The organism is Parabacteroides sp. AT13 (assembly GCF_002272965.1).
GTDB classification, from domain to species: Bacteria; Bacteroidota; Bacteroidia; order Bacteroidales; family Tannerellaceae; genus Parabacteroides; species Parabacteroides distasonis.
On record NZ_NQMH01000002.1, the window covers coordinates 70217 to 92993 of the forward strand.

A 22777-nucleotide genomic window follows, 5' to 3' on the forward strand; every position below is an offset into this window, starting at 1 on the left:
TTGTGATTATTCAGTAACGCTCAAGAAATAACTTGTTACAATTTTCATGCGATCATTTCTTTGCGGATCGGATTGCGAGAAGGCATTGGCTACTTATGCGTAAATAATTGAAAATAAGCGAATAATAATAACGACTATCGGCTACTCAAGTGAATAACTAACGGCTATACCTAGCCGCTAACTAACAGCTTGGGAAGTGAATAACTAATCACTTGAAAAGCCTTTCCTAGGTCTTTGGGTGTTGTAGAACTTATGACTTATATCGGAGCCGTCCTAAGTTATTTTTTAATGCATACCTAATATATATTCCTATTTTTCAAAATGTTAAAAATATGGTTCTTTGTTGATGATCTAAGCTGTAATATTTGGTGTACATATTACGGCATTTAAATTGTGGTTGAAAAAGTCTCCATATTTTCTACCCATTAGCCTTTTCTTGTTGTTTTATTGAAATTTTTTAATTATTTATTTGTTATAATAAATTTATTGTTACATTTGCATTCATACGACCCTTAAAATATAAGTCTTTGAATATCTATTGCGAATATATTATATAAGTTAAACAAAAAAAGAGTGTGTCTATGAACAAGTTGACTTATCTTTTACTTTGCCTAGTTTTAGGCATTGGATTGGCCACAGCTCAGACGAGGAAAGTAACAGGTACTGTTATTTCCGCCGAAGACAGTGAACCGATTATTGGTGCGTCTGTAATAGTCAAGGGTACTACTACAGGTACAGTAACGGATTTTGATGGTGTGTTCAGTTTGGATGTACCAAGTTCCGCGAAGACTCTGGTAATTTCTTATGTGGGTATGATTGCTCGTGAGGTTCCGGTACAAGATGTGTTGAGGGTAGTCCTTCAGTCTGGTACCCAGAATCTTGAGGAGGTTGTCGTAACTGCGATTGGTATGAAAAAGCAGGAAAAGGCGTTGGGCTATGCAGCCTCTACTGTGAAGAGTGAAGATTTGAATGCCGCTAAGTCTGGATCAGTGATGTCAGGTTTGACTGGTAAGGTTGCGGGTTTGAATATTACTAGCGGTGGTGCTACAGGCTCTTCTCAGAAAGTAATCGTGCGTGGTATCAGTTCTTTCAGTGCTAATCAACCTTTGTATGTGGTGGATGGTGTGCCTATTATGAATGATTTCCAAGGTGAGGATTCTTTCTCTAACTCCGTGGATTTTGGTAACCAAGCTAATGACATTAACCCAGAGGATGTTGAGTCTGTAACAGTCTTGAAGGGTGCTTCCGCTACTGCCCTTTATGGTAGCCGGGCTGCTAATGGTGTTATCATGGTGACAACAAAACGGGCTGGGGCTGAGAGGCTTTCTGTTACGTACGATGGCTCATTTATGGGATCTAGCGTATTGCGTGTTCCTCAAACACAAGATCGTTTCGGACAAGGATGGGGATCTTTCGGACCTATGGAGAATGGTTCTTGGGGACCGGTTTTGGATGGTCGTGATCATATCTGGGGACCTTACTCAGACGGCTCAGAAGGTTTATTAACTCCGCTTTCTAAGCCTTTCTCGTATGTAAAGAACAATCTTCGTGATTTTTATGAAACTGGTTTTGAGACGAATAATAACGTCTCGATTCGTATGGGTAATGATAAACTTGGTTTTGTTGCCTCCTATGGTAATGTGAAGTCTGACGGTGTATTACCGGGTGACGCTGATTCATATGCTCGTAATACAATCTCGTTAAGAGGTAATATGAAATATAAACGTTTTTCTGCGGAATTAAACTTGAACTATGTCCGTAAAGATATCACACAAGCTGCTGCTGGCCAAGGAGATGATGGTGCAACGATGTTTTCTGAGATTTTGCAACATGCCGTGGATGTAGATATTAGCTCAATGAAAGATTATACGAATCCTTATTTTAATACGGATAACTTCTATACAGCTTATGCGGAGAATCCATATTGGGTGTTAGATCATAATCGTAATAAGTATCAAGATGACCGTGTCTATGGTAAGATCGAGCTTGCTTTTGAGATTATGAAAGGTTTGAAGGCGGTTGGACGTTTAGGTGGTGACTTTACGAACGCTACTCAAAAGAGATGGAATGAAAAAGTGACTTTCGCTTCAGGGTCTTGGAGTGAATTAGGTGGTAAGAAGCAGCAGCCCGGTACTTATACGGAACGTCGTGACAAGGTGGAGCAAATTGATGCGACCGCTTTCTTAAACGCGGATTATAAAATCGGTGAGGATATCGCTTTGAATGGTATGATTGGATGGAACTTGAATCAACAAACGAGTTCTTATTTGAAATCTTATCTGTATGGTTTGGAGCAACCGGGATGGTTTAACTTAGCGAATGGTGTTGATAAGCCCATGACTACGACTTACTCTGATAGACGCCGTTTGGTTGGTTTGTTCGCTCAAGGTGAGTTTGGTTACAAGAATTTCTGGTTTGTGAATGCTTCTATTCGTAACGACTGGTCATCTACTTTACCTCAAGGAAATAATAGCTTTTTCTATGGTGGCGTGAATACTTCATTGATCATCACGGATATGTTTGAGGATTTGAAATCTGATTATCTGAATTTCTTGAAGGTTCGTGCAGCTTGGGGACAGACTGGTAACGATGCTCCGATTTACCGTACTAGCAGTTATTTTACACCGACTCAAATCAGTTTAGGTTTTGGAGATTTATATTTACCTATTAATAATACATTAGGCTTGACAGAGTATAATCGTTTGCCGAGTATGGATCTTCGTCCGGAGATCACGACAGAATGGGAGTTCGGTTTAACAACGCATCTGTTTAACAATCGCTTGGATATTGATGCTGCTTATTATAATAAGAGTACGAAAGATCAGATAATATCTGCTAGTCTGGCTCCGGAGTCTCGCTATACGTCTATGACCCGCAACGTAGGTAAGATTGCGAATCAAGGTGTCGAGTTGGCAGTGAATGGTATTCCTGTTCGTACGAAAGATTTCGAGTGGGGATTAGGTTTTACTTTCAGTAAGAACTGGAGTGAGGTGAAAGAGTTATGGGATGATGTAACTGAGTATAAATTGACAAGTTCCTATCAAGTGGATTTCGTTGCGGAAGTAGGTCAGCCTTTGGGCGTTTTCAAGGTTCCGGCTTTGGCCACGACTGATGATGGTAAGGTGATCGTTGATAATAACGGTATGCCGACAATTGATGCTAGCAAGAAAGAGATCGTAGGAACGTCTACACCTAATTTCTTGATGGGCTTTAATACGCATTTCACATGGAAAGGGATTACTTTATCAGCGGTGTTAGATTGGCGTAATGGCGGTGAGTTCTATTCATATACCTCTCAATTGCTTACATTTGCCGGAAACTCTACTTATACGGTGTTTAATAATCGTGAACCATTTGTGGTTCCTAATTCCGTGAAAGTCGTAAATGGTCAATACGTAGAGAATGATATACCTATCGTACATTGGGGAGGTGCTTCTAGCGCTGTTAATACCTACTATAATAACGCCTCCAACTACGCTCAGTATAGAAATTGGATTTTACCTAAAGATTACTTGAAATTAAGAGAGATTACACTTTCTTACTCTTTGCCGAAAGCATGGTTGAAACAAACCCCATTCTCTATGGTTCAAGTTAGTTTGATCGGACGTAATTTATTTATGTGGACCCCGAAAAAGAACAACTACGTAGATCCGGAAGGTACGAATTATGGTAATGACATCTTGTCTGAAATTGGTGAATTTGGTGCGGCTCCGACAAACCGTACGTTTGGTGGTGGTATTAAAGTTGTATTATAATAAGTAACTTTAAAAAGTAAAGATAGTATGAAAAGAAACAATTTAATATATACAGGACTGGTTAGCTGCTTGTTGATGGCGACTACAGCTTGTTCCGATTATTTGGATATTAACCAGAATCCGGAATATCCAACGGAAGCCTCTTCTTCTACTTTGCTTCCTTCTGGTATCGCAGGAGTAGCAAGTATTGTAGGTGGTACTTACGAATTATATGGTAGCATGTGGTCTCAGCAATGTACGCAGGGACATACATCCAACCAGTATAATACATTGGTTAACTATACGATAACTAACGCATCCGATTCTCGTTTATGGTCTATACCTTATTCAATAGCACTGCCAGACTTGGATTTGGTTATCAAAAGCTCTGAATCGGCTCAAGAATGGAATTATTGGGTAATGGGTAAGACTATGACTGCCTTTATGTATCATATCCTAGTGGACTCTTATGGCTCTATTCCTTTTACAGAAGCTATTCTTGGGAATGAGAATACTACACCGAAATATGATGACAGTAAGACTGTGGTTTATCCGGGATTATTAGCGATGTTGGACGAGATTATCGCTAAAAAAGCGGAAGCTACCGCAGGTGGTTTGCCTTCGGTTACAAAACAAGACTTGGTGTTCGCTGGTGACGTGAATAAGTGGATTCAATTTGCGAAGAGTTTAAAGCTAAAATTGTTGATGCGTGATTTCGATACGAATAAAGCTGCTATCAAGGCATTGCTCGACGAAGGAGATTTGCTGAGTGTAGACGCTAAGATGGACTGTTTTCAAGATTTGGAAAATAAATCAAATCCATTGTATGAGAATGACCGTCGTAAATTGAATTCAACTGTAAATATTCGTGCGTGCGCTACGGTTTGCGATTATTTGAAAAAATATGAGGATCCTCGTTTAAATGATTTTTATTCACCTAATACGGATGGCTCCGGCGAGACAACAGCTTTGAAGTATGGTGACCGCCCAAACTCGGTAGCGGTAACAACTCGTATGATCTCTGTGGCTAAGCTAGGTCCTACAGATCCTGTTTATTTTATGTCTGCTGCTGAGGTAGCGTTCCTGCAAGCGGAAGCTTACGCTCGTTTGAATGATGTGGCTAAAGCGAAAGTGGCTTATGAGCAAGGTGTGAATTATGCGTTTGAACGTTGGGGGTATTCTGCTGCCGAGTTTATTTCTGAAGGTGCTCCTTATGCATTCGATAGTACGGACCAAAATTCAATGCTTACCTCTATTTTGACCCAGAAGTGGATCGCTTCCACTCGTTGTCAAGCATGGGACGCATGGTTTGATATCAATCGTACCGGTATTCCTGTTTTAGGGACAAAGCATGTGGATGAGGAAGGATATATTTGGGGGCAGTTGACTCCTTGCATTGGTTCTGCGTTGGCTCCGGGTGAATATCCTCGTCGTTTATTGTATCCGAAGTCATCTTCAGACTATAACCCTAATACTCCGGCGGTAGTTCCGTTAGCGGAAAAACAATGGTGGCATAAATAAATGGGTGTTATAAATGTATATTAATCAGAAAAGCTTTTTGAATATGAAACAGATAAATAAATTACTGGTTATCTTATTGGCGTTGGTCACCTTTTCTTCTTGTGAGACTTATGGTGATTACGAGATAGAATACACGGCTATTTACCCTTTATGTGGCGAATGGGTAGTTAATGTTACAGGTGAGGATGGTGGTGTCTTGGCGGAAGGTGTGACCTGCAATACTTACAATACGACTGATGATGCCACGGATAAGATGTGGATAAAAATGAGTGTTGCCACAAACGACTGGGGAGTACGTGGCAAGATTCATTGCGATGTCACTTCTAAATCTTTTGATGGGGATGGTATCGCTAATCTGCTCCATGCGGATGATGGTATAAATTCTACTGTAACCTTCAATATCTCTGGTAAAGTAATTGTGGATGGTTATACTACTCAAGCCAATACAAAAGTGGATGCCATTGAATTTACCTTGACTCAAAATGGAAAGTCGATGACGGTTAAGGGATTCCGTAAAACAGGTTGGGAAGGTGAAGATTATTGATATGATTTAATATCTCGAAAAGTAGGAGAGGCCTGCCATGTATTTGGTAGGCCCTTTTTATTTACTTGGATATATGGTTTTTTATTAGTAGGTAATCCGTGATAACAAACTTTTAGTTTGTAGATTGTGCTACAAAGAACTTATTATTGTTCCTTCGTGTTTACAATCAGATAATATATAAATGTATCATGGAAAAAGTAATTTACAACTTAGTGTTTAATCGAAAAAAGCAATTGAATGCGGAAGGAAAAGCTTTGATTCAAGTAGAGGCCTATTTGAATAGGCAAAAGAGGTATTTTTCAACGAAGGTTTATGTGAAACCTTGTCAATGGGACAACAAGAGACGTTCCATAAAGAATCATCCGAATATGGATGCGTTAAACCTGTATCTTCAGAACTATGTTATGGAGTTGGAGAGAGATGAGCTGGAGAAGAGACAAGCGAATAACGGTTTTTCGTTGAAGGATCTGCGTGAGGAGGCTTCTTCGACATCTACGTCTTCCTCTTTTCTTGTTTTCATGCGTGAGGAGATTTTACATAGTAATTTGAAAGAATCGACATTAAAAAACCATTTGTCCACTTTGCATGTTCTATCCTTATATAAAAAGGACGTTCTGTTTAAGGATATTAATTTCAATTTCTTATGCGATTTTGAATATTTCTTATTGAAGCAGGAGTATCATCGAAATACGATCGCTAAACATATGAAGCATTTGAAACGATATATCAACTTGGCGATTAATAAGGAGTTGTTCGAGTTGCACAAATATCCATTTCGGAAATATAAGATTAAATATCAAGAGAGTAAGCGTACTCATTTAACGCCTGAGGAGTTAGGTCGTTTGGAAAACTTAAAGCTGGATGGGCAGCGTACATTGCGCCGGTGTCTGGATATGTTTTTATTTAGTTGCTACACGGGATTACGTTTCTCAGACATAGTAAGTATAACGAAAGAGAACTTTTTGATTATTGATGATAAGGTTTGGCTGGTTTATTCATCGGTGAAGACAGATGTGAGTGTCCGTTTGCCGCTATTCCTCTTGTTCGAGGGTAAATCTTTACCTATCTATGAGCGATATAAGAATGCGCCGAGAACCCTGTTTGGTGTTCCCTTATCCTCTAATTCAAACGTGAATAAGCAATTACGCCGAATCAGCCAATTGGCAAGTATTGATAAGAAGGTATCTTTTCATACGGCTCGGCATACAAATGCTACCTTATTATTATATAATGGAGCGAATATAACTACGGTACAAAAGTTGTTAGGGCATAAAAGTGTTCGTACTACCGAAATCTATAGCAATATCATGGATATGACGATTGTCCGCGATCTTGAGAAGATTGAGACACGATTGAAGTTCGGCTAGAATGTGGATTTATAAGAAAGGAGAAAAATATCATTAAGATATTCTTCCCCTTTTTTGAATGTTGTCACTCGTTATGCTTTTATATATTGATTAGCGAGTTCCGCCAGCCCACCATACGTTTTCGGTAAACACATACTGACCATCACCATAAGCAGCTTGTATATTAGGATTAGTCGTAGTATCATCATTACCATACGGACATCTTAACGGGAACTTACCCGGATTTTGCAAGCCATAAATATCCTCACCCAAGCTCTTCAAACGACGTACGTCATTATAGCACTCGGTAGACTCTCCATCTGCGTTCCAGAAAGAAATATATTTCTGAATCATCGTCTCTTTCAAAGGATTAGCATCGAATAAGGGAACGACATTCTCATCAAAGTAAGAAGCGGCCTCCTCCGGTGTCACCTCGTTTGTTACATTCAAGAAACCTCCCCAATAATCAGAAGCGAGGGCAGACTTGATATTAACCTCCATATTAGCCATACCTGCGACAACAGCCTCTTTCAACACTGCTTTTGCCTCATCCTTACGATTTAAACGACACAAAGCCTCTGCCTTCAAGAACAATACCTCATGATAACTTAAGATGTGAGTCGGAGCGGTTTGAGCTGCACAGAACATGGAAACAGTATATTCTAACTGACTTTGTACTAAATCACCATTATGAGCAAGATTCAATAATGGATCATCCTTAGAAGCAATCATCGTTTGGCTGTTAGCCTCCACATAGCAACGTCTGATACGCGGATCATTACGCTCATTCAATTTATCAAACATACTTCGGCTGGCTACTTCACCTAAACGAGAATAGAATACTCCGAAAAATGGGTTGATATTAACACCCACACCATACATAGCATAGCTACATTGCTCGGCTGCCGAGGTGTACGACTTGGAAATATAATCCAACACCTTTTCCATATCGCCCTTAACATCAGCGCTACGTCCCATCAAGCGCATCGTATAACGAGCCTTCAAGCCATAAGCTGTCTTTAGCCAAGCCGAAGCGTCACCTTTATAAATCAAATCTTGATTAGACAGGCTCGTCAGATCTGATTTCTGAAGATCTTCAATTGCGGCATCCACATAGGCCATGATATCCTTATAAATCTCCTCTTGTTTATCGATAGCGGGAGTCATAGATACTGTATAGTCACAAGCCTCTTTCCAAGGTGTATCACCATACATATCTGTCAAGATCGCCAAATTGTAAGCCACGAAAAGTTCCGCAATGCCTTTTGTTATGAAGTTCTGCTCTTCTTCTGCGACTTTGACAGAGATCAAAGCATCTTTCAGTGTCGAATAGGTTCCCCCCCATGAGTTATTAAAGGTAGAAGCCGATGTACAAGAAGAACGGGTTTCCGCATAGTAGAATTGATTATGCGAACCTGTCTCATGTTCCACATACATACCACCATATAAATTGAAATCGCCGCTAACCACGCTAAACGCAGTCGAAGTCATGACATCCGTAAGGATCATCTTTGCGGGAACTGCTGTGGTATGATTATGATCTTTGTTGATCTCATCCATCTTATCCTCAGAGCAAGAGACCAAGGCTGCGGTGAAAACAACTCCCGTCAATAATTTTTTTGAGATATTTTGAAGTTTCATCTTTTGTTTCCTTTATTAGAATTTCACATTTAAACCGAAGCCATAGCTCGAAGCACCCGGCATAGAAAAGCGCTCGAAGCCACCGCCCATATTATTATTACCTTGAGAAGCCTCAGGATCCAAACCTTTCAACTCAGACCAAAGAATGATATTTCTGGCAAAAACATTTAAGTTCACGTTGATTCCATTCTTATCCCATATCGGATAACTAACGGACAACTCACGTAGTTTCAAGAAACCACTGTCATAGATACCAGCTTCGGAAATAAGCGTCATGCGGTCATAATATGATAAAGCGTCTTCGCCTTTGATATCTATGTCATTAGCTACATAGGAACCATCTTCCAACTGCTTTACAGCCGGATGACTAAAACGGAAAGTCTCGGCCGTACGACTTTCAACAGACTCCATACTTGTACCATAATAGTTCAACGTGTTCAATGTACCGCTATACATCTGTCCACCACATTTCCAATCGAACGTAGCGCCGATACGGAATTTGTAGATCTCAAAATTAGTATTGAAACCCAAGAGGAAATCCGGGGAAACCTTACCGATCACACCCTCACTACCGATCTGAGGCAAGCCATCTTCGTCTACGACAATGTCACCGTTGTCATTACGCAAGAAAGTCGTACCATAGATTACAGGGAATTTATCGCCAATATTCGCACGTACCTGCGGATCAACGAAACCTCCCAAGAAAATACTCTCTACACCCGGAGCCAGCTCATCCACGTAGTTATCGATCTTAGAGAAGTTAAATGCCATATCCCATTTAAAATTCTTCGTATTGATCGGATTGATTCCCAACGTAATCTCATGAGCGTTCGTATGGATAGCGCCACCATTGGTTACTAATTCTGCAGAGCCTGTAGAACCAGCCAAAGGAACCTCAAATATCTGATCTTTCACATTCTGCCGAGAGAAGGTATAGTTCAATGAGAACAGACCATTCAAGAAGGTCAAATCCACACCTAACTCATAAGACTTCGTGTTCTGAGGTTTCAGATTCGGATCATACACACGAGCATATGGAGTGAACGCCGTAATTCCACTCATAGGATATTGTATAGGCGTAGAACCATAAAAACCACCACCGTAAACAGGTGTAGTATAATAAGAATCATAATAATCTCCAGCCTGTCCTACTTCGGCGTAAGAAGCACGTAATTTACCATAAGTCAAGACATTATTCTTCAATGGTTCTAATTCTGTGAAAATCCAGCCCAAGGAAACAGATGGATAAGTGAATGAGCGGTTGTTACGAGGCATATTAGATACGATATCGTTACGAACAGTTGCGTTGAAGTAAACCATGTTAGCGTAAGACAATGAAATGCTAGCAAAGTTACCAACTGTGCGTTTCCGGCGTAATGACTCGGATGCTACCATAGTTGTAGCATTATCTATATGATTCCAACCCGGGAAGTTATAGTTCGCTCCATAAGACTCGTAAAATTTCCGCTGATTCTCTACCAATTCATTACCAACAAGGGCATCGAACAACCAATCTTCATTGATATTCCAAGTATATGCAGCGGTCAACAAAGAGTTCAACTCCGTGATTGAATATCCATAGTGATCAATCTCTCCATAACCATTTGCATGTCCATAACCCCAAGAATCCGTATAATTAGTCGTATAAGAGTCCACACCCAATTGATACTTGACATCCAATTTGTGATTATCGGTATTGAACTTCGTAGAATATTTCAAATAAGTATTTCCAAAGAAACGTTGTGAACGTTCCAAGAACTCGTTGTTATCTACCGCCCAATAAGCTCCGTCAAAACCTGATGTGCTACGGAATGTATTTTGTGTATACGGGTCACCCTCAACATGACTTGGGATACCGGCTAAATCGTAGCTAGAAGGAGCTCCGTAAACAGTAGCTAAGATTCCATTATTGGCACTAGACTGCTTGCTGATCTTCGAATTTACATAGGTACCGGTAAATCCAGTAGACCAGTTCTTGTGTAATTGAGCTTCGGCACTCATTTTTGCGTTGTATCGGTCCATGCCTGTATTTGGAATAATACCATCTTGCGTAGTATTACCGATCGAGAAGGAATAGTTACCTTTATCAAAAGCTTGAGCTACATTCACGGAGTTACTCCATGTCGTACCCACGTTGAAGAAATCCTTGATATTGTCGTAAGCTTGTGGTTGAGCCCAAGGGTCTAATCCCGCAGCGGCCCGCTGAGGTACATAATACATACCTTCATGCTTACCATATTGCTTGGTAAACTCATTATCCGTATTTCCTCCATAAGTCGGATCGTTAGGCAATTCGCTGATTAGTGGTCCCCAAGAAGTTGAAGCATACGGGCTATACTTGCCATTTGTACCCTGCGCATACACTTTTTGGTATTCAGGCATCGTTGAAACCTTATCAAAAGATAAGCTGGTATTAAAAGCGACCTGAGGTTTACCTTTACGGGCTCCCTTTCCACTTTTGGTCGTAATGACAATTACTCCATTTGTTGCACGCATACCATACAAGGCAGATGCGGCCTGTCCCTTTAATATATTAATGCTTTCAATATCGTTTGGGTCGATATCCACCGCACGAGATGCAAAGTCCGTGCCGGAAACAGAACTACCGGTGTCCACATCAGCCGTTGAAGCGACAGGCATACCGTCAATCACATACAAAGGAGTATTATCCCCTGTAAAAGATCTGGAACCACGAATCGTGATCTTAGAAGAGGCACCCGGCATACCGGAAGAAGGAGAGATCTCCACTCCAGAAACCTTACCTTGTAATGCGCCAGACAAACTAGTATTAGCTCCTTTCGTCAACTCATCCGCTTTCACATCTTGAACCGCATAACCTAAAGCTTTCTTTTCCTTTGAGATACCCATAGCCGTAACCACGACCTCATCCAAGTTCTGGGTATCGGCTAATAGTTTTACATTTACATTAGAAGTGGCCGCAACTTCTTGAGATTTCATACCGATGTATGAAATAACCAATTGTTTACCATTCGCAGGTACTTCTAGTTCAAAGTTTCCATCAAAATCCGTGACTGTTCCCACGGTTGTCCCTTTTACGATAATAGAGGCACCGATCACCGGCTCTCCATCTTCCCCAATTACCTTACCGGTAACCTTCGAGGTCTGTGCTGAAACCACACCTGCACTCAATGCAAGAAATAGTAGCACAGAAGTCAACTTTTTCTTCATAAACACACTTATTTATTAACTATATACTTAAAAATGTTTTCTCTGCATTTTAATGGTTGATTAACTAAGTTCATACAGAACTACCAATTTTCAATATTTTATTTAGTGTAGTCATATGAAAAAAAATTATCATATAAGTTTAGATCTATTAAAATTCTGTAATAAATATATTGGATTTGAGAGATATTGTTTATCAGCCATATTGGGAGGATAAGAAAAGCCAGCCGTTTTTCACAAATATCTACATAAAATAAAGTTGTAAATATTTTTAGTGATAAGCTATATGCTATAAAATATCCAGAATAAGTTGATATCAAGTCCAATATCATGCCTATAAAGAGTAAGCTCACTATTTGTTACGATAAAATTAAGATAAAAATAATTTTTTTATTTGTCAAAAAGAAACTATCGGCAGCGATAACTCATTGATTTGTGATACGATCATGTCACCTGAGTCGATTTAGACAGTGGTTATATTGCAAATTGACAGATTTAACAATTAAGAAAACAAAGGAAATATATCACAATAATAATAATTTGTTGTTTTTTTCAGGTATAATTTATAGTTTTGCAACCGTTTTTCATTTAATAGGTATGTCGTAAAACATAAAATGGAGTAGTTCTGTATGAACTATAGTCCACGAAAGCTTAATTGAATTTCTAGTTTAGTTTAAATAAAAAGAATGTGTCTATGAAGAAAAAGTTGACTTCTGTGCTACTATTTCTTGCGATGAGCGTAGGAGTAGTTTCGGCACAGACCTCGAAGGTTACCGGTAAGGTAGTCGGAGAAGATGGTGAGCCGGTGATCGGTGCGTCCATTATCGTAAAAGGAACGACTGTGGGAACAGTTACGGATTTTGACGGTAATTTTACTTTGGATGTTCCTAGTGATGGTAAGCAATTAGTTATTTCATACATCGGTATGAAATCCAAGGAGGTAGTTGTGTCTCCCAATGTAAATGTAACATTGATGTCTGATACTCAAAACTTGGATGAGGTCGTGGTTACAGCGATGGGTATCTCAAAGGAAAAGAAAGCTTTAGGTTATGCCGTGCAAGATGTAAAATCGGATGAGTTAACACAAGGTGCTAACACTAGTTTGTCTGGGGCTTTGCAAGGTAAAGTATCCGGTATCGATATCGCTTCCTCATCGGGTATGCCAGGCGCATCTTCCAAGATCATGATCCGTGGAGCCCGTTCATTTACAGGGGATAACTCTCCTTTGTATGTGATCGATGGTATGCCGATCGCTTCTACGGCGGATGTTAATACGGATACTATGAATAATGGTAGTGTTAGTGGAGCTGACTATGCGAACCGTGCCGTAGACTTAGATCCGAACGATATCGAGAGTATCAACATCTTGAAAGGACAAGCCGCTTCTGCGTTGTATGGTATGCGTGCTTCTAATGGTGTGATCGTTATTACTACAAAGAGCGGAAAAGGTGCTCGTAAAGGAAAACCTCAGATCTCATTCAACACGAATCTTGCGTTTGATAAGGTTTCTACATTACCTGAGTTACAAACTGAATATGGACAAGGTAATGAAGGTGCTTATAACCCATATTCGGGATTTAGCTGGGGACCGTCTATCTCTGACTTGGCGAATGATCCTGTATATGGCGGTAATGTACAAAATGAATATACGGAAGGTGGATTGCATAATGGACAATACTATGTGCCTCAGCGTGCTGCGGCAGGATTGGATCCATGGGCTACTCCCCAAGCTTATAATAATGCGAAAGATTTCTTCCAGACTGGCGTTACTTGGAGTAACTCTGTAAATGTAGCTCAATCTTTCGATAAAGGAAACTATTCATTTTCTTTGGGTAATACGACTTCTGATGGTATCGTTCGTTCTACGGGAATGGATCGTTATAACGTGAAGCTGTCGGGTGAGGCGCAATTGCATGATAACTGGACGACTGGTTTTAACGGAAACTTCGTGACATCAAAGATCAAGAAGCAAGGAACCGCTAATGACGGTGTTACCGCTACGGTTTATACGGCTCCTATCAGTTATACTATGGCGGGCATACCTTCCCATATCGAAGGTGATCCTTATACTCAGAATACGTTCCGTGAGAACTGGATCGATGATGGAAACTGGGCGTGCGACAATAATAGCTTTACGGAGAGATCTCAACGTTTCTTCGGGAATGCGTTCTTGAAGTATTCTACTAAATTTGGTACGGACAATCATAAATTGGATGTGAAATACCAAATTGGTGATGACGCTTATACGACCAATTACTCTGATATTTACGGCTACGGTACAACTGGTTATGCGAATGGTTATGCTAGCGAATACGGTTTTACGGTAAATGAGATGAACTCATTGTTGACGTTTACGTATAACTGGAATATCAATGAGGACTTCGTATTCGATGCTTTGTTGGGTAATGAGCTTGTAGATAAGCGAATCAGTAATACTCAAGCCGTGGGATATAGCTTCAACTTCCCGGGCTGGAACCATTTGAACAACGCTTCTGTATTCAACAGCTCTCATGAGTATAAGAGAAAACGTACGGTAGGTAACTTCGCTAGCTTATCTTTGGCTTGGAAGAATATGCTTTATTTGAATGTTACGGGACGTAACGATATCGTGTCTTCTATGCCGAGAGATAACCGTTCGTTCTTTTATCCTTCCGTATCCCTTGGATGGGTATTCACGGAAGTGGAAGCCTTGAAGAATGATATCTTGACATTTGGTAAGATCCGTGGCTCTTACGCAGAGGTAGGTATGGCAGGAGAATATGTGCCGTCTTATTATTATACGCCAAGTTATGGTGGTGGTTTCTTCCAGGGAACACCTATTATGTATCCGATTAATGGAAATATGGCGTATATTCCTTATTTCGTGGTTTATGATCCGAACTTGAAGCCTCAGAACACGAAGTCTTATGAGCTTGGTGCTGACTTGACTTTCTTGAATGGTTTAGTTTCATTGAATTATACGTATTCTCGTCAGAACGTGAAAGACCAAATCTTCGAGGTGCCTTTGGCTGGCTCCACAGGTGCTTCCAGTATGATGATGAATGGTGGAAAGATGCACTCAAACGTACATGAGATTACATTAGGTATCTCTCCGGTTGATACGAAGAATTTCAAGCTGGACTTCGCTTTTAACTTCTCAAAGATCGACAATTATGTAGACGAGTTGGCTCCGGGCGTAGAGAGCATTATGTTGGGTGGTTTCGTGACTCCTCAAGTACGTGCAGGTATCGGCGATAAATTCCCGGTAATCTATGGTGTTGGTTACAAACGTGATGGCGAAGGACGAATTGTAGTAAACGAAAAAGGTATACCAGAGGCTGGTGAGACCCAAGTAATCGGTAAGGTTTCTCCTGATTTCCGTTTGGGTTTCAATACGAATATCGAGTTGTATAAATTCCGTTTGGCTGCTGTATTTGACTGGAAGCAAGGTGGACAAATGTATAGTGGTACGGCTGGTGAGACGAACTTCTATGGTACAAGTAAGTTATCTGGAGAGGTTCGTAAGAGTGATAAATATCATTTTGACTATGCTGCTGTTGAACAGAAGGGCGTAGATGCGGATGGTAAACCTATCTATGTTCCCTATACGGGTGGAGTGAAAGGATCAGATGCAGAGGAGTATTTCAAAAGCGTGAGGGGCATTGACGAAGCCTATGTTTATGACAACTCGTTCTTGAAATTGCGTGAACTTTCATTGTCATATCCTGTATATAAGAAAGATAACTTGAATGTAAACGTGAATGTTTTCGCCCGTAATATCATTGTATGGTCTGAGATAAAAGGCTTCGATCCAGAGGCTACTCAAGGAAATAACAATATGGCTGGCGCTTTCGAGCGTTTCTCCTTACCGGGTACATCTAGCTACGGTTTTGGTGTCAACGTAAATTTCTAATTTATAAAGAAGACAGATATATATGAATACAATAATAAAATCATTTAAAGGGTTGGCTGTTATGTCGGCCGTATCCTTGGCATTGGCTGGATGTTCCGAGGATGTAATGGATCGGATTAACCAAGATACGAGCCATACAAATAGCGTGGATGGCAAATTTATCTTGGCCGACTTGATTACTTCTACTGCATTTTCCAACGTTAGCGGAGACTTCAATACCTATTCATCTTCCTACGTGGAATATGAAGTGGGTATCGAAAACCAGTTATATAACGCGGAAATTCGTTTGAATGAGCCTTCTGCCTCTTCTACGTTTGAGAATACGTGGGGAAATGTTTATACAAGCTTGAAGAACGCTCGTGTTATTATCGGTCAATGTCAAGAAGGTAAGCGTGATGAGGGAAATTTAGTGACGAGAGGTATCGCTGAGGTCATGGAAGCTTACAATGGCGCTCTATTGGCGGATATATTTGGAGATACACCTTATAGTGAAGCTTCTTTATTGGATGAGAATGGCTCACCGGTGAATATGAATCCTAAAATAGATAAGCAAGAGGAGATTTATGTCTCTATAATGGCCTCCTTGGACAAGGCGATCGAGGATTTGAATCAGTCTGATCGTTCACCGGTTGGTACGTATGATTATTTGTATAATGGAGATGCCGAGAAATGGATTAAATTCGCTTATGGTTTGAAGGCTCGTTATACGATGCGTCTGATCAATCGTTCCACGGATAAGCAAGCTGACTTGAATAAGGTTTTGGACTATGTATCAAAATCTTTTACTTCTGCGGATGACGAGGCTGCATACGCTGTCTATGATGCGAATAATATCAACCCATTCTTTGGTTACTTCGATTCTCGCGCTGGTTTTGCCAATAGCCAGAGCTTGACGGACAAGTTGATTGAGCGTAAAGATCCTCGATTGGAAAGAGTGATGCTTTCTCCTACTACGGCTGACAAGAAACGCGTACAGGTTACAGGCTCTGCTGATAAGAACTTAGTTCCGGCCCCGAATGGTACTCCTGAGCAGAATATGCAGAAATATGGTGTTTCCGCCTTTGTATATTCAAACACGGCTCCTACGATGTTGATGAGTTATCATGAGTTGAAATTCTTGCAAGCTGAGGCGTTATGTCGCTTAAACCGTACGTCTGACGCCGAGAAAGCGTTGAAAGAGGCGGTAGCTGCCGGAATCGCAAATGCTGAGAGAAGTGTCTCTTCTGCTATCACTTATATGGGTAGCAAAATGGTCGTGAATTCAGAAAAAATGACAGAGGAGACGGCCAATACATATTTCGATAACCAAGTTAAACCGTTGTTTGCTGTAAATCCTTTGAAAGAGACCATGATCCAGAAATATCTGGCTTTGTGGGGGGCATCGGGAGAGGCTACCGAGACTTTTAATGATATCCGTAGAATGAAAGGATTAGGAGAGAATTTCGTGACATTGGCGAATACGAAAAAATTCCCTCTTCGTATGCCTTATGGTAATAGTGACGTGGTATCAAATCCGGAAGTAAAAGCCGCTTATGGCGACGGTCAATACGTATATTCAGAGCCTGTATGGTGGGCTGGCGGAACTCGCTAATCTAACATATATAATATAAGGTATAGGGTGCCTCTCCGATTATGGAGGGGCATCTTTTTTTGTTATATATCTTACATGTTTTGATAGCTTCCCTTATCCCATTTCCTTGGAAGGCTTATTGGTTTTATATGGAAATATAGATCATCTAACAATTGGTGCATGATCATCTAACAGACGTTGCATGATCATGCACCAACTGTTGGACGATCATGCACCAGTTGATAGATATTTAATGCTTCAAGAAAGAAGGTATAATGTGTTAAGAAGATATCGCTAAAAGTATGGGATAGAAAGGATAGGGAATTAAGGGAATGTTAAATTTTCATTGTCATAATGTTAGTATATTATATGGGTAAAAGTGTATTTGTAGTGATTGTTCTTTCATTATGTCACTATTTCCTGTTGTTTAACATTCTTTTTATACGATAAATTTCTTGACTTATCCTTTGAAAAGTAAATAAAATATCCGACTTTTGCTTCCATGATGAGTCAACCATTAGCAGAGAGATTACGTCCGAAGACGTTGGATGATTATATTGGACAGAAGCACCTGGTAGGCCAGGGAGCCGTGTTGAGGAAGATGATTGATGCGGGACGGGTTCCCTCTTTTATATTGTGGGGGCCGCCGGGAGTCGGGAAGACTACCTTAGCGCAGATCATAGCGAATAAGTTGGATGCGCCTTTTTATACGTTAAGCGCGATCAGTTCGGGAGTGAAGGACGTGCGGGAGGTGATAGAGAAGGCCAAGAGCAACTGCTTCTTCAATACGGTATCGCCGATATTGTTTATTGATGAGATACACCGGTTCAGTAAGTCGCAGCAAGACTCATTGCTGAACGCCGTGGAGACGGGCGTGGTGACGCTGATTGGGGCAACCACGGAGAATCCCTCGTTCGAGGTAATCCGTCCTTTGTTATCCCGTTGTCAGGTGTACGTGTTGAAATCGCTGGACAAGAATGACTTGCTTACGCTATTGCATAAGGCGATCGCCGAGGATGTCGTTCTGAAGGATAAAAACATAAGGCTGACGGAAACGGATGCCATGTTACGTTACTCGGGAGGAGATGCCCGGAAGTTGCTGAATATTCTGGAACTGGTGGTGTCTGCCGAGGAGAGTGACAATATTGAGATTCTGGATGAGAAGGTAGTGGAGAGGTTGCAGGAGAACCCTGCGGCGTATGATAAGGGAGGGGAGATGCATTACGATATAATCTCCGCTTTTATCAAGTCGATCCGGGGTAGCGATCCCGATGGCGCCATTTACTGGCTCGCCCGTATGGTGGCCGGGGGAGAAGACCCTGAGTTTATCGCACGGCGGTTGGTGATCTCCGCTTCTGAGGATATCGGATTGGCGAATCCGAATGCGCTTTTGCTGGCGAACGCATGTTTCGATGCCTTGAAGAAGATCGGCTGGCCGGAGGGCCGGATCATTCTGGCCGAGACGACCGTTTATCTGGCTTGCAGCCCGAAAAGTAATTCGGCCTATATGGCGATCAACGACGCTTTGGCACTTGTTAACCGGACTGGGAATTTACCCGTACCGCTTCATCTACGCAACGCGCCTACCAAATTAATGGCTGAATTGGAGTATGGCAAGGAATATAAATATGCGCACGACTACGAAAATCATTTTGTAAAGCAGGAGTATCTTCCGAAGGAAATTTTGGGCGAACGTTTGTGGAAAGGACAGGAAAATCCGGCCGAGCACAAACTAATTGAGCAAATGAGGCGCCTTTGGGGAGATCGTTTTTAATTGACATATTCTGATTGTAAATTAAAAAATGCTCGAAAAGTGTCGGCAAATGAGAAAAAATAGTTACATTAGCCGCCTGTTTTTGAAAAAATAGTTACTTTATTTATAATAACATTCTAAAAAGACATTGGTATGAAGAAGCACAATTTTTATGCAGGTCCTTCTATCTTGAGCGAGTATACAATTAAGAATACAGCCGCTGCGGTAGAAAATTTTGCGGGTATGGGGTTATCACTTCTTGAGATCTCTCATAGAAGTAAGGAGTTTGTAGCCGTAAACGACGAGGCACGTGCGTTGATCAAGGAATTACTGGATGTTCCGGCAGGCTATGAGGTTGTATTCATGGGCGGTGGCGCCAGCATGCAGTTCTGTATGGTTCCTTACAATCTGTTGAATAAGAAAGCCTCTTATTTGGATACCGGCACATGGGCTTCGAACGCTATCAAGGAAGCTAAGTTGTTTGGGGAGGTAGATGTTGTCGCTTCTTCCAAAGACAAGAACTATACTTACATCCCGAAGGGTTATGCGATCGCTGATGACTCGGATTATTTCCATTTTACTTCTAATAATACGATTTACGGAACAGAGATGCGTAAGGATCCGGATGTGAAGCAACGTTTGGTTTGCGATATGTCTTCCGATATTTTCTCTCGTCCGATCGATATTTCCAAATATGATATTATCTATGCGGGTGCTCAAAAGAACTTGGCTCCTGCCGGCGTGACTTTGGCTATCGTTCGTGTGGACGCTTTAGGACATGTAGACCGTCCGATCCCGACCATGTTGAACTACGCTACCCATATTAAAAAGGATTCCATGTTCAATACACCTCCTGTATTGCCTATTTACGCGGCTTTACAGACCTTGAAATGGTATAAGGAACAAGGTGGTATCGCCGCTATGGAGAAGAAGGATCTTGAGAATGCGGCGATCTTATACGATGAGATCGATCGCAATAAGTTGTTCCGTGGTACGGTAGCGGAGGAAGATCGTTCGATCATGAATGTTTGTTTCGTGATGAATGATGAGTATAAGGAGTTGGAGGACGAGTTCAGTAAATATGCTACTGCCGCTGGTATGGTAGGTATCAAGGGACACCGTTCTGTAGGTGGTTTCCGTGCCTCTCTTTATAACGCAATGCCGAAGAGCAGCGTGGAGGCTTTGGTAGCTTGCATGAAAGAGTTCGAGAAACAACATTAATCAAGGAGGATTCAGACATGGCAAAGATATTAGTTGCTACAGAGAAACCTTTCGCCGCTGTCGCTGTGAAAGGTATCCGGGAGGTAGTGGAAGGCGCTGGCATGGAACTGGCTCTTTTGGAGAAATATACAGAGAAGGCGCAATTGCTGGATGCGGTTAAGGATGCCGATGCCGTGATTATCCGTAGCGATAAGGTGGACGCTGAGGTATTGGATGCCGCTAAGAACCTGAAGATCGTGGTTCGTGCCGGTGCGGGGTATGATAACGTGGACTTGGATGCGGCTACTGCCCATAAGGTATGCGTGATGAATACGCCGGGACAAAACTCTAACGCTGTCGCCGAATTGGTATTCGGTATGTTGGTGTACGGGGTTCGTAATTTCTATAACGGAACTTCCGGAACAGAGTTGAAAGGAAAGAAATTGGGTATCTTGGCTTATGGAAACGTGGGCCGTAACGTGGCTCGTATCGCTAAAGGCTTCGGTATGGAGGTTTACGCTTATGACGCGTTCTGTCCGGCTTCCGTGATTGAGGCCGATGGTGTGAAGGCTGTAGCTTCTACGGCGGACTTGTTCAAGGCTTGCCAGATCGTTTCCTTGCATATCCCGGCTACGGCCGAGACGAAGGGTTCTATCAATTTCGAGTTGATGAATTCCATGCCGAAGGGGGCTATCGTAGTGAATACGGCTCGTAAGGAGGTGATGGATGAGGCTGGCCTCGCTAAGATGTTGGAAGAGCGTCCGGATTTCAAGTACTTGACAGATATTATGCCCGCTATCCATGCGGAATTGGCCGAAAAATATGCCGGTCGTTATTTCAGCACCCCGAAAAAGATGGGTGCCCAGACCGCCGAGGCTAATATCAACGCTGGTATCGCCGCCGCCAAGCAGATCGTTGATTTCTTGGTGAATGGCAATGAAAAGTATCGGGTTAATAAATGAGAATATCCGGTTGTAGAGACGGGTACGCCCCGTCTCTACATTGATACATAAACCAATTAGATTTAATTACCATGGCAAAAATAAAACCTTTCAAGGGAGTTCGTCCACCAAAAGAATTTATAGAGGAGGTGGCTTCCCGCCCCTATGACGTATTGAACTCGCAAGAAGCTCGTGCGGAAGCGGAAGGAAACGAGAAATCCCTTTACCATATCATTAAACCGGAAATCGATTTCCCAGAAGGGACGGATGAGCATGATCCGGCTGTTTACCTGAAGGCCGCCGCCAATTTCAATAATTTTCAGGAAAAAGGTTGGTTGGTTCAGGATCAGAAAGAATGCTATTATGTTTATGCCCAAACCATGAATGGCAAGACTCAATATGGGTTGGTAGTCGGGGCTTATGTTCCCGATTATATGAATGGCACGATCAAGAAACATGAGCTGACCCGCCGTGACAAGGAGGAGGATCGCATGAAGCACGTACGTGTCAACAACGCTAATATCGAGCCGGTATTCTTCGCTTATCCCGACAACTCAGAGTTAGACGCTATCGTAATGAAATATACGGCTCGTGAGCCTGAATATAATTTCGTGGCGAAATTAGACGGTTTCGGCCATACGTTCTGGATTATCGATGAGGATAAGGACATCGCCCGCATCACGGAGTTATTCGGGGAGATGCCTGCGTTGTATATTGCCGACGGACATCATCGTTCCGCCGCCGCTGCTTTGGTAGGAGCGGAGAAGGCCAAGCAAAACCCGGATCATAAGGGAGACGAGGAGTATAACTATTTCATGGCTGTTTGCTTCCCGGCCAACCAATTGACCATTATCGATTACAACCGTGTGGTAAAAGACTTGAACGGCTTGACCGAGGAACAATTCGTTGAGAGATTAACGAAAAACTTCGTGGTAGAGGAGAAGGGCTCTGCTATTTACAAACCGGGTGCCTTGCACAATTTCTCCCTGTATTTAGGAGGGAAATGGTATTCTTTGACCGCTAAGCCCGGTACGTACGATGACAATGACCCGATAGGCGTATTGGATGTCACGATCTCTTCGAACTTGATTCTGGATGAGATTTTAGGCATTAAGGATTTACGTTCGGACAAGCGAATCGATTTCGTGGGAGGTATCCGTGGCCTGGGTGAATTGAAACGCCGTGTGGATAGCGGTGAGATGAAGGTTGCCTTGGCTTTGTATCCCGTTACGATGAAGCAATTGATGGATATCGCCGATACGGGTAATATTATGCCGCCGAAGACGACGTGGTTCGAACCGAAGCTTCGCTCCGGTTTGGTGATCCATAAATTGGATTAAGTCTTATATACATAAATATAGCTTTGGATTGGGGTATAATCGTTGAAGATTATACCCTTTTTTATCCTTGTAACCTAGATATACGGAATAAATTGTATCTTTAGGACTT

Annotated in this window: 12 protein-coding genes; 10 read left to right on the plus strand and 2 right to left on the minus strand. The window is 41.8% G+C overall.

Annotated elements, in window-relative coordinates; translation table 11 throughout:
• Positions 1-581 precede the first annotated feature (581 nt).
• The 4 genes from CI959_RS14620 (at position 582) to CI959_RS14635 (ending at position 7166) form a co-directional block, all read left to right on the plus strand.
• The gene (locus CI959_RS14620) at positions 582-3755 is read left to right on the plus strand and encodes a SusC/RagA family TonB-linked outer membrane protein (protein WP_005855628.1); all 3174 of its coding nucleotides are present in this window, start codon (positions 582-584) and stop codon (positions 3753-3755) included.
• A 27-nt stretch (positions 3756-3782) separates the two neighbouring features.
• The gene (locus tag CI959_RS14625; protein ID WP_005865342.1) at positions 3783-5255 is read left to right on the plus strand and encodes a SusD/RagB family nutrient-binding outer membrane lipoprotein; all 1473 of its coding nucleotides are present in this window, start codon (positions 3783-3785) and stop codon (positions 5253-5255) included.
• A 43-nt stretch (positions 5256-5298) separates the two neighbouring features.
• Positions 5299-5799: a lipid-binding protein gene (locus tag CI959_RS14630; RefSeq protein WP_008780938.1), complete on the plus strand. Its 501-nt coding sequence runs from the start codon at positions 5299-5301 to the stop codon at positions 5797-5799.
• 188 nt (positions 5800-5987) lie between these two features.
• Complete coding sequence (locus tag CI959_RS14635; protein WP_005855634.1) at positions 5988-7166, plus strand: site-specific integrase; 1179 nt, start codon at positions 5988-5990, stop codon at positions 7164-7166.
• 90 nt (positions 7167-7256) lie between these two features.
• Here the strand turns inward: CI959_RS14635 and CI959_RS14640 are convergent, their stop codons facing one another.
• Positions 7257-8786 carry a SusD/RagB family nutrient-binding outer membrane lipoprotein gene (locus CI959_RS14640; RefSeq protein ID WP_005855636.1) on the minus strand — a complete coding sequence of 510 codons (1530 nt, stop codon included), beginning with the start codon at positions 8784-8786 and terminating at the stop codon, positions 7257-7259.
• A 15-nt stretch (positions 8787-8801) separates the two neighbouring features.
• The gene (locus tag CI959_RS14645) at positions 8802-11975 is read right to left on the minus strand and encodes a SusC/RagA family TonB-linked outer membrane protein (protein WP_005855638.1); all 3174 of its coding nucleotides are present in this window, start codon (positions 11973-11975) and stop codon (positions 8802-8804) included.
• A 691-nt stretch (positions 11976-12666) separates the two neighbouring features.
• Here CI959_RS14645 and CI959_RS14655 point away from each other — a divergent pair.
• The 6 genes from CI959_RS14655 to CI959_RS14680 all read left to right on the plus strand — a co-directional run bounded on the left by CI959_RS14655 (position 12667) and on the right by CI959_RS14680 (position 22668).
• The gene (locus tag CI959_RS14655) at positions 12667-15864 is read left to right on the plus strand and encodes a SusC/RagA family TonB-linked outer membrane protein (protein WP_005855640.1); all 3198 of its coding nucleotides are present in this window, start codon (positions 12667-12669) and stop codon (positions 15862-15864) included.
• Positions 15865-15886: 22 nt separating this feature from the next.
• Positions 15887-17455, plus strand: coding sequence for a SusD/RagB family nutrient-binding outer membrane lipoprotein (locus CI959_RS14660; RefSeq protein ID WP_008771706.1), 1569 nt, complete (start codon positions 15887-15889; stop codon positions 17453-17455).
• 481 nt (positions 17456-17936) lie between these two features.
• Positions 17937-19208, plus strand: a complete 1272-nt coding sequence (locus CI959_RS14665; RefSeq protein WP_057317571.1) for a replication-associated recombination protein A — start codon at positions 17937-17939, stop codon at positions 19206-19208.
• A 132-nt stretch (positions 19209-19340) separates the two neighbouring features.
• Entirely contained in the window at positions 19341-20408 is a 1068-nt protein-coding gene (serC, locus tag CI959_RS14670; protein ID WP_005855647.1) for a 3-phosphoserine/phosphohydroxythreonine transaminase, read from the plus strand.
• 17 nt (positions 20409-20425) lie between these two features.
• On the plus strand, positions 20426-21349 hold the full coding sequence (locus CI959_RS14675; RefSeq protein ID WP_005855649.1) for an NAD(P)-dependent oxidoreductase: 924 nt from the start codon (positions 20426-20428) through the stop codon (positions 21347-21349).
• 71 nt (positions 21350-21420) lie between these two features.
• The gene (locus tag CI959_RS14680) at positions 21421-22668 is read left to right on the plus strand and encodes a DUF1015 domain-containing protein (protein ID WP_005855651.1); all 1248 of its coding nucleotides are present in this window, start codon (positions 21421-21423) and stop codon (positions 22666-22668) included.
• Positions 22669-22777: the final 109 nt, after the last annotated feature.

What these genes read in the sequence shown, in the direction of transcription:
- CI959_RS14645 (WP_005855638.1), bottom strand. Translation starts at nt 11,975, where the DNA reads ATGAAGAAAAAGTTGACTTCTGTGCTACTATTTCTTGCATTGAGTGCA.
- CI959_RS14620 (WP_005855628.1), top strand. Translation starts at nt 582, where the DNA reads ATGAACAAGTTGACTTATCTTTTACTTTGCCTAGTTTTAGGCATTGGA.
- CI959_RS14635 (WP_005855634.1), top strand. Translation starts at nt 5,988, where the DNA reads ATGGAAAAAGTAATTTACAACTTAGTGTTTAATCGAAAAAAGCAATTG.
- serC (WP_005855647.1), top strand. Translation starts at nt 19,341, where the DNA reads ATGAAGAAGCACAATTTTTATGCAGGTCCTTCTATCTTGAGCGAGTAT.
- CI959_RS14675 (WP_005855649.1), top strand. Translation starts at nt 20,426, where the DNA reads ATGGCAAAGATATTAGTTGCTACAGAGAAACCTTTCGCCGCTGTCGCT.
- CI959_RS14680 (WP_005855651.1), top strand. Translation starts at nt 21,421, where the DNA reads ATGGCAAAAATAAAACCTTTCAAGGGAGTTCGTCCACCAAAAGAATTT.
- CI959_RS14660 (WP_008771706.1), top strand. Translation starts at nt 15,887, where the DNA reads ATGAATACAATAATAAAATCATTTAAAGGGTTGGCTGTTATGTCGGCC.
- CI959_RS14625 (WP_005865342.1), top strand. Translation starts at nt 3,783, where the DNA reads ATGAAAAGAAACAATTTAATATATACAGGACTGGTTAGCTGCTTGTTG.
- CI959_RS14655 (WP_005855640.1), top strand. Translation starts at nt 12,667, where the DNA reads ATGAAGAAAAAGTTGACTTCTGTGCTACTATTTCTTGCGATGAGCGTA.
- CI959_RS14630 (WP_008780938.1), top strand. Translation starts at nt 5,299, where the DNA reads ATGAAACAGATAAATAAATTACTGGTTATCTTATTGGCGTTGGTCACC.
- CI959_RS14665 (WP_057317571.1), top strand. Translation starts at nt 17,937, where the DNA reads ATGATGAGTCAACCATTAGCAGAGAGATTACGTCCGAAGACGTTGGAT.
- CI959_RS14640 (WP_005855636.1), bottom strand. Translation starts at nt 8,786, where the DNA reads ATGAAACTTCAAAATATCTCAAAAAAATTATTGACGGGAGTTGTTTTC.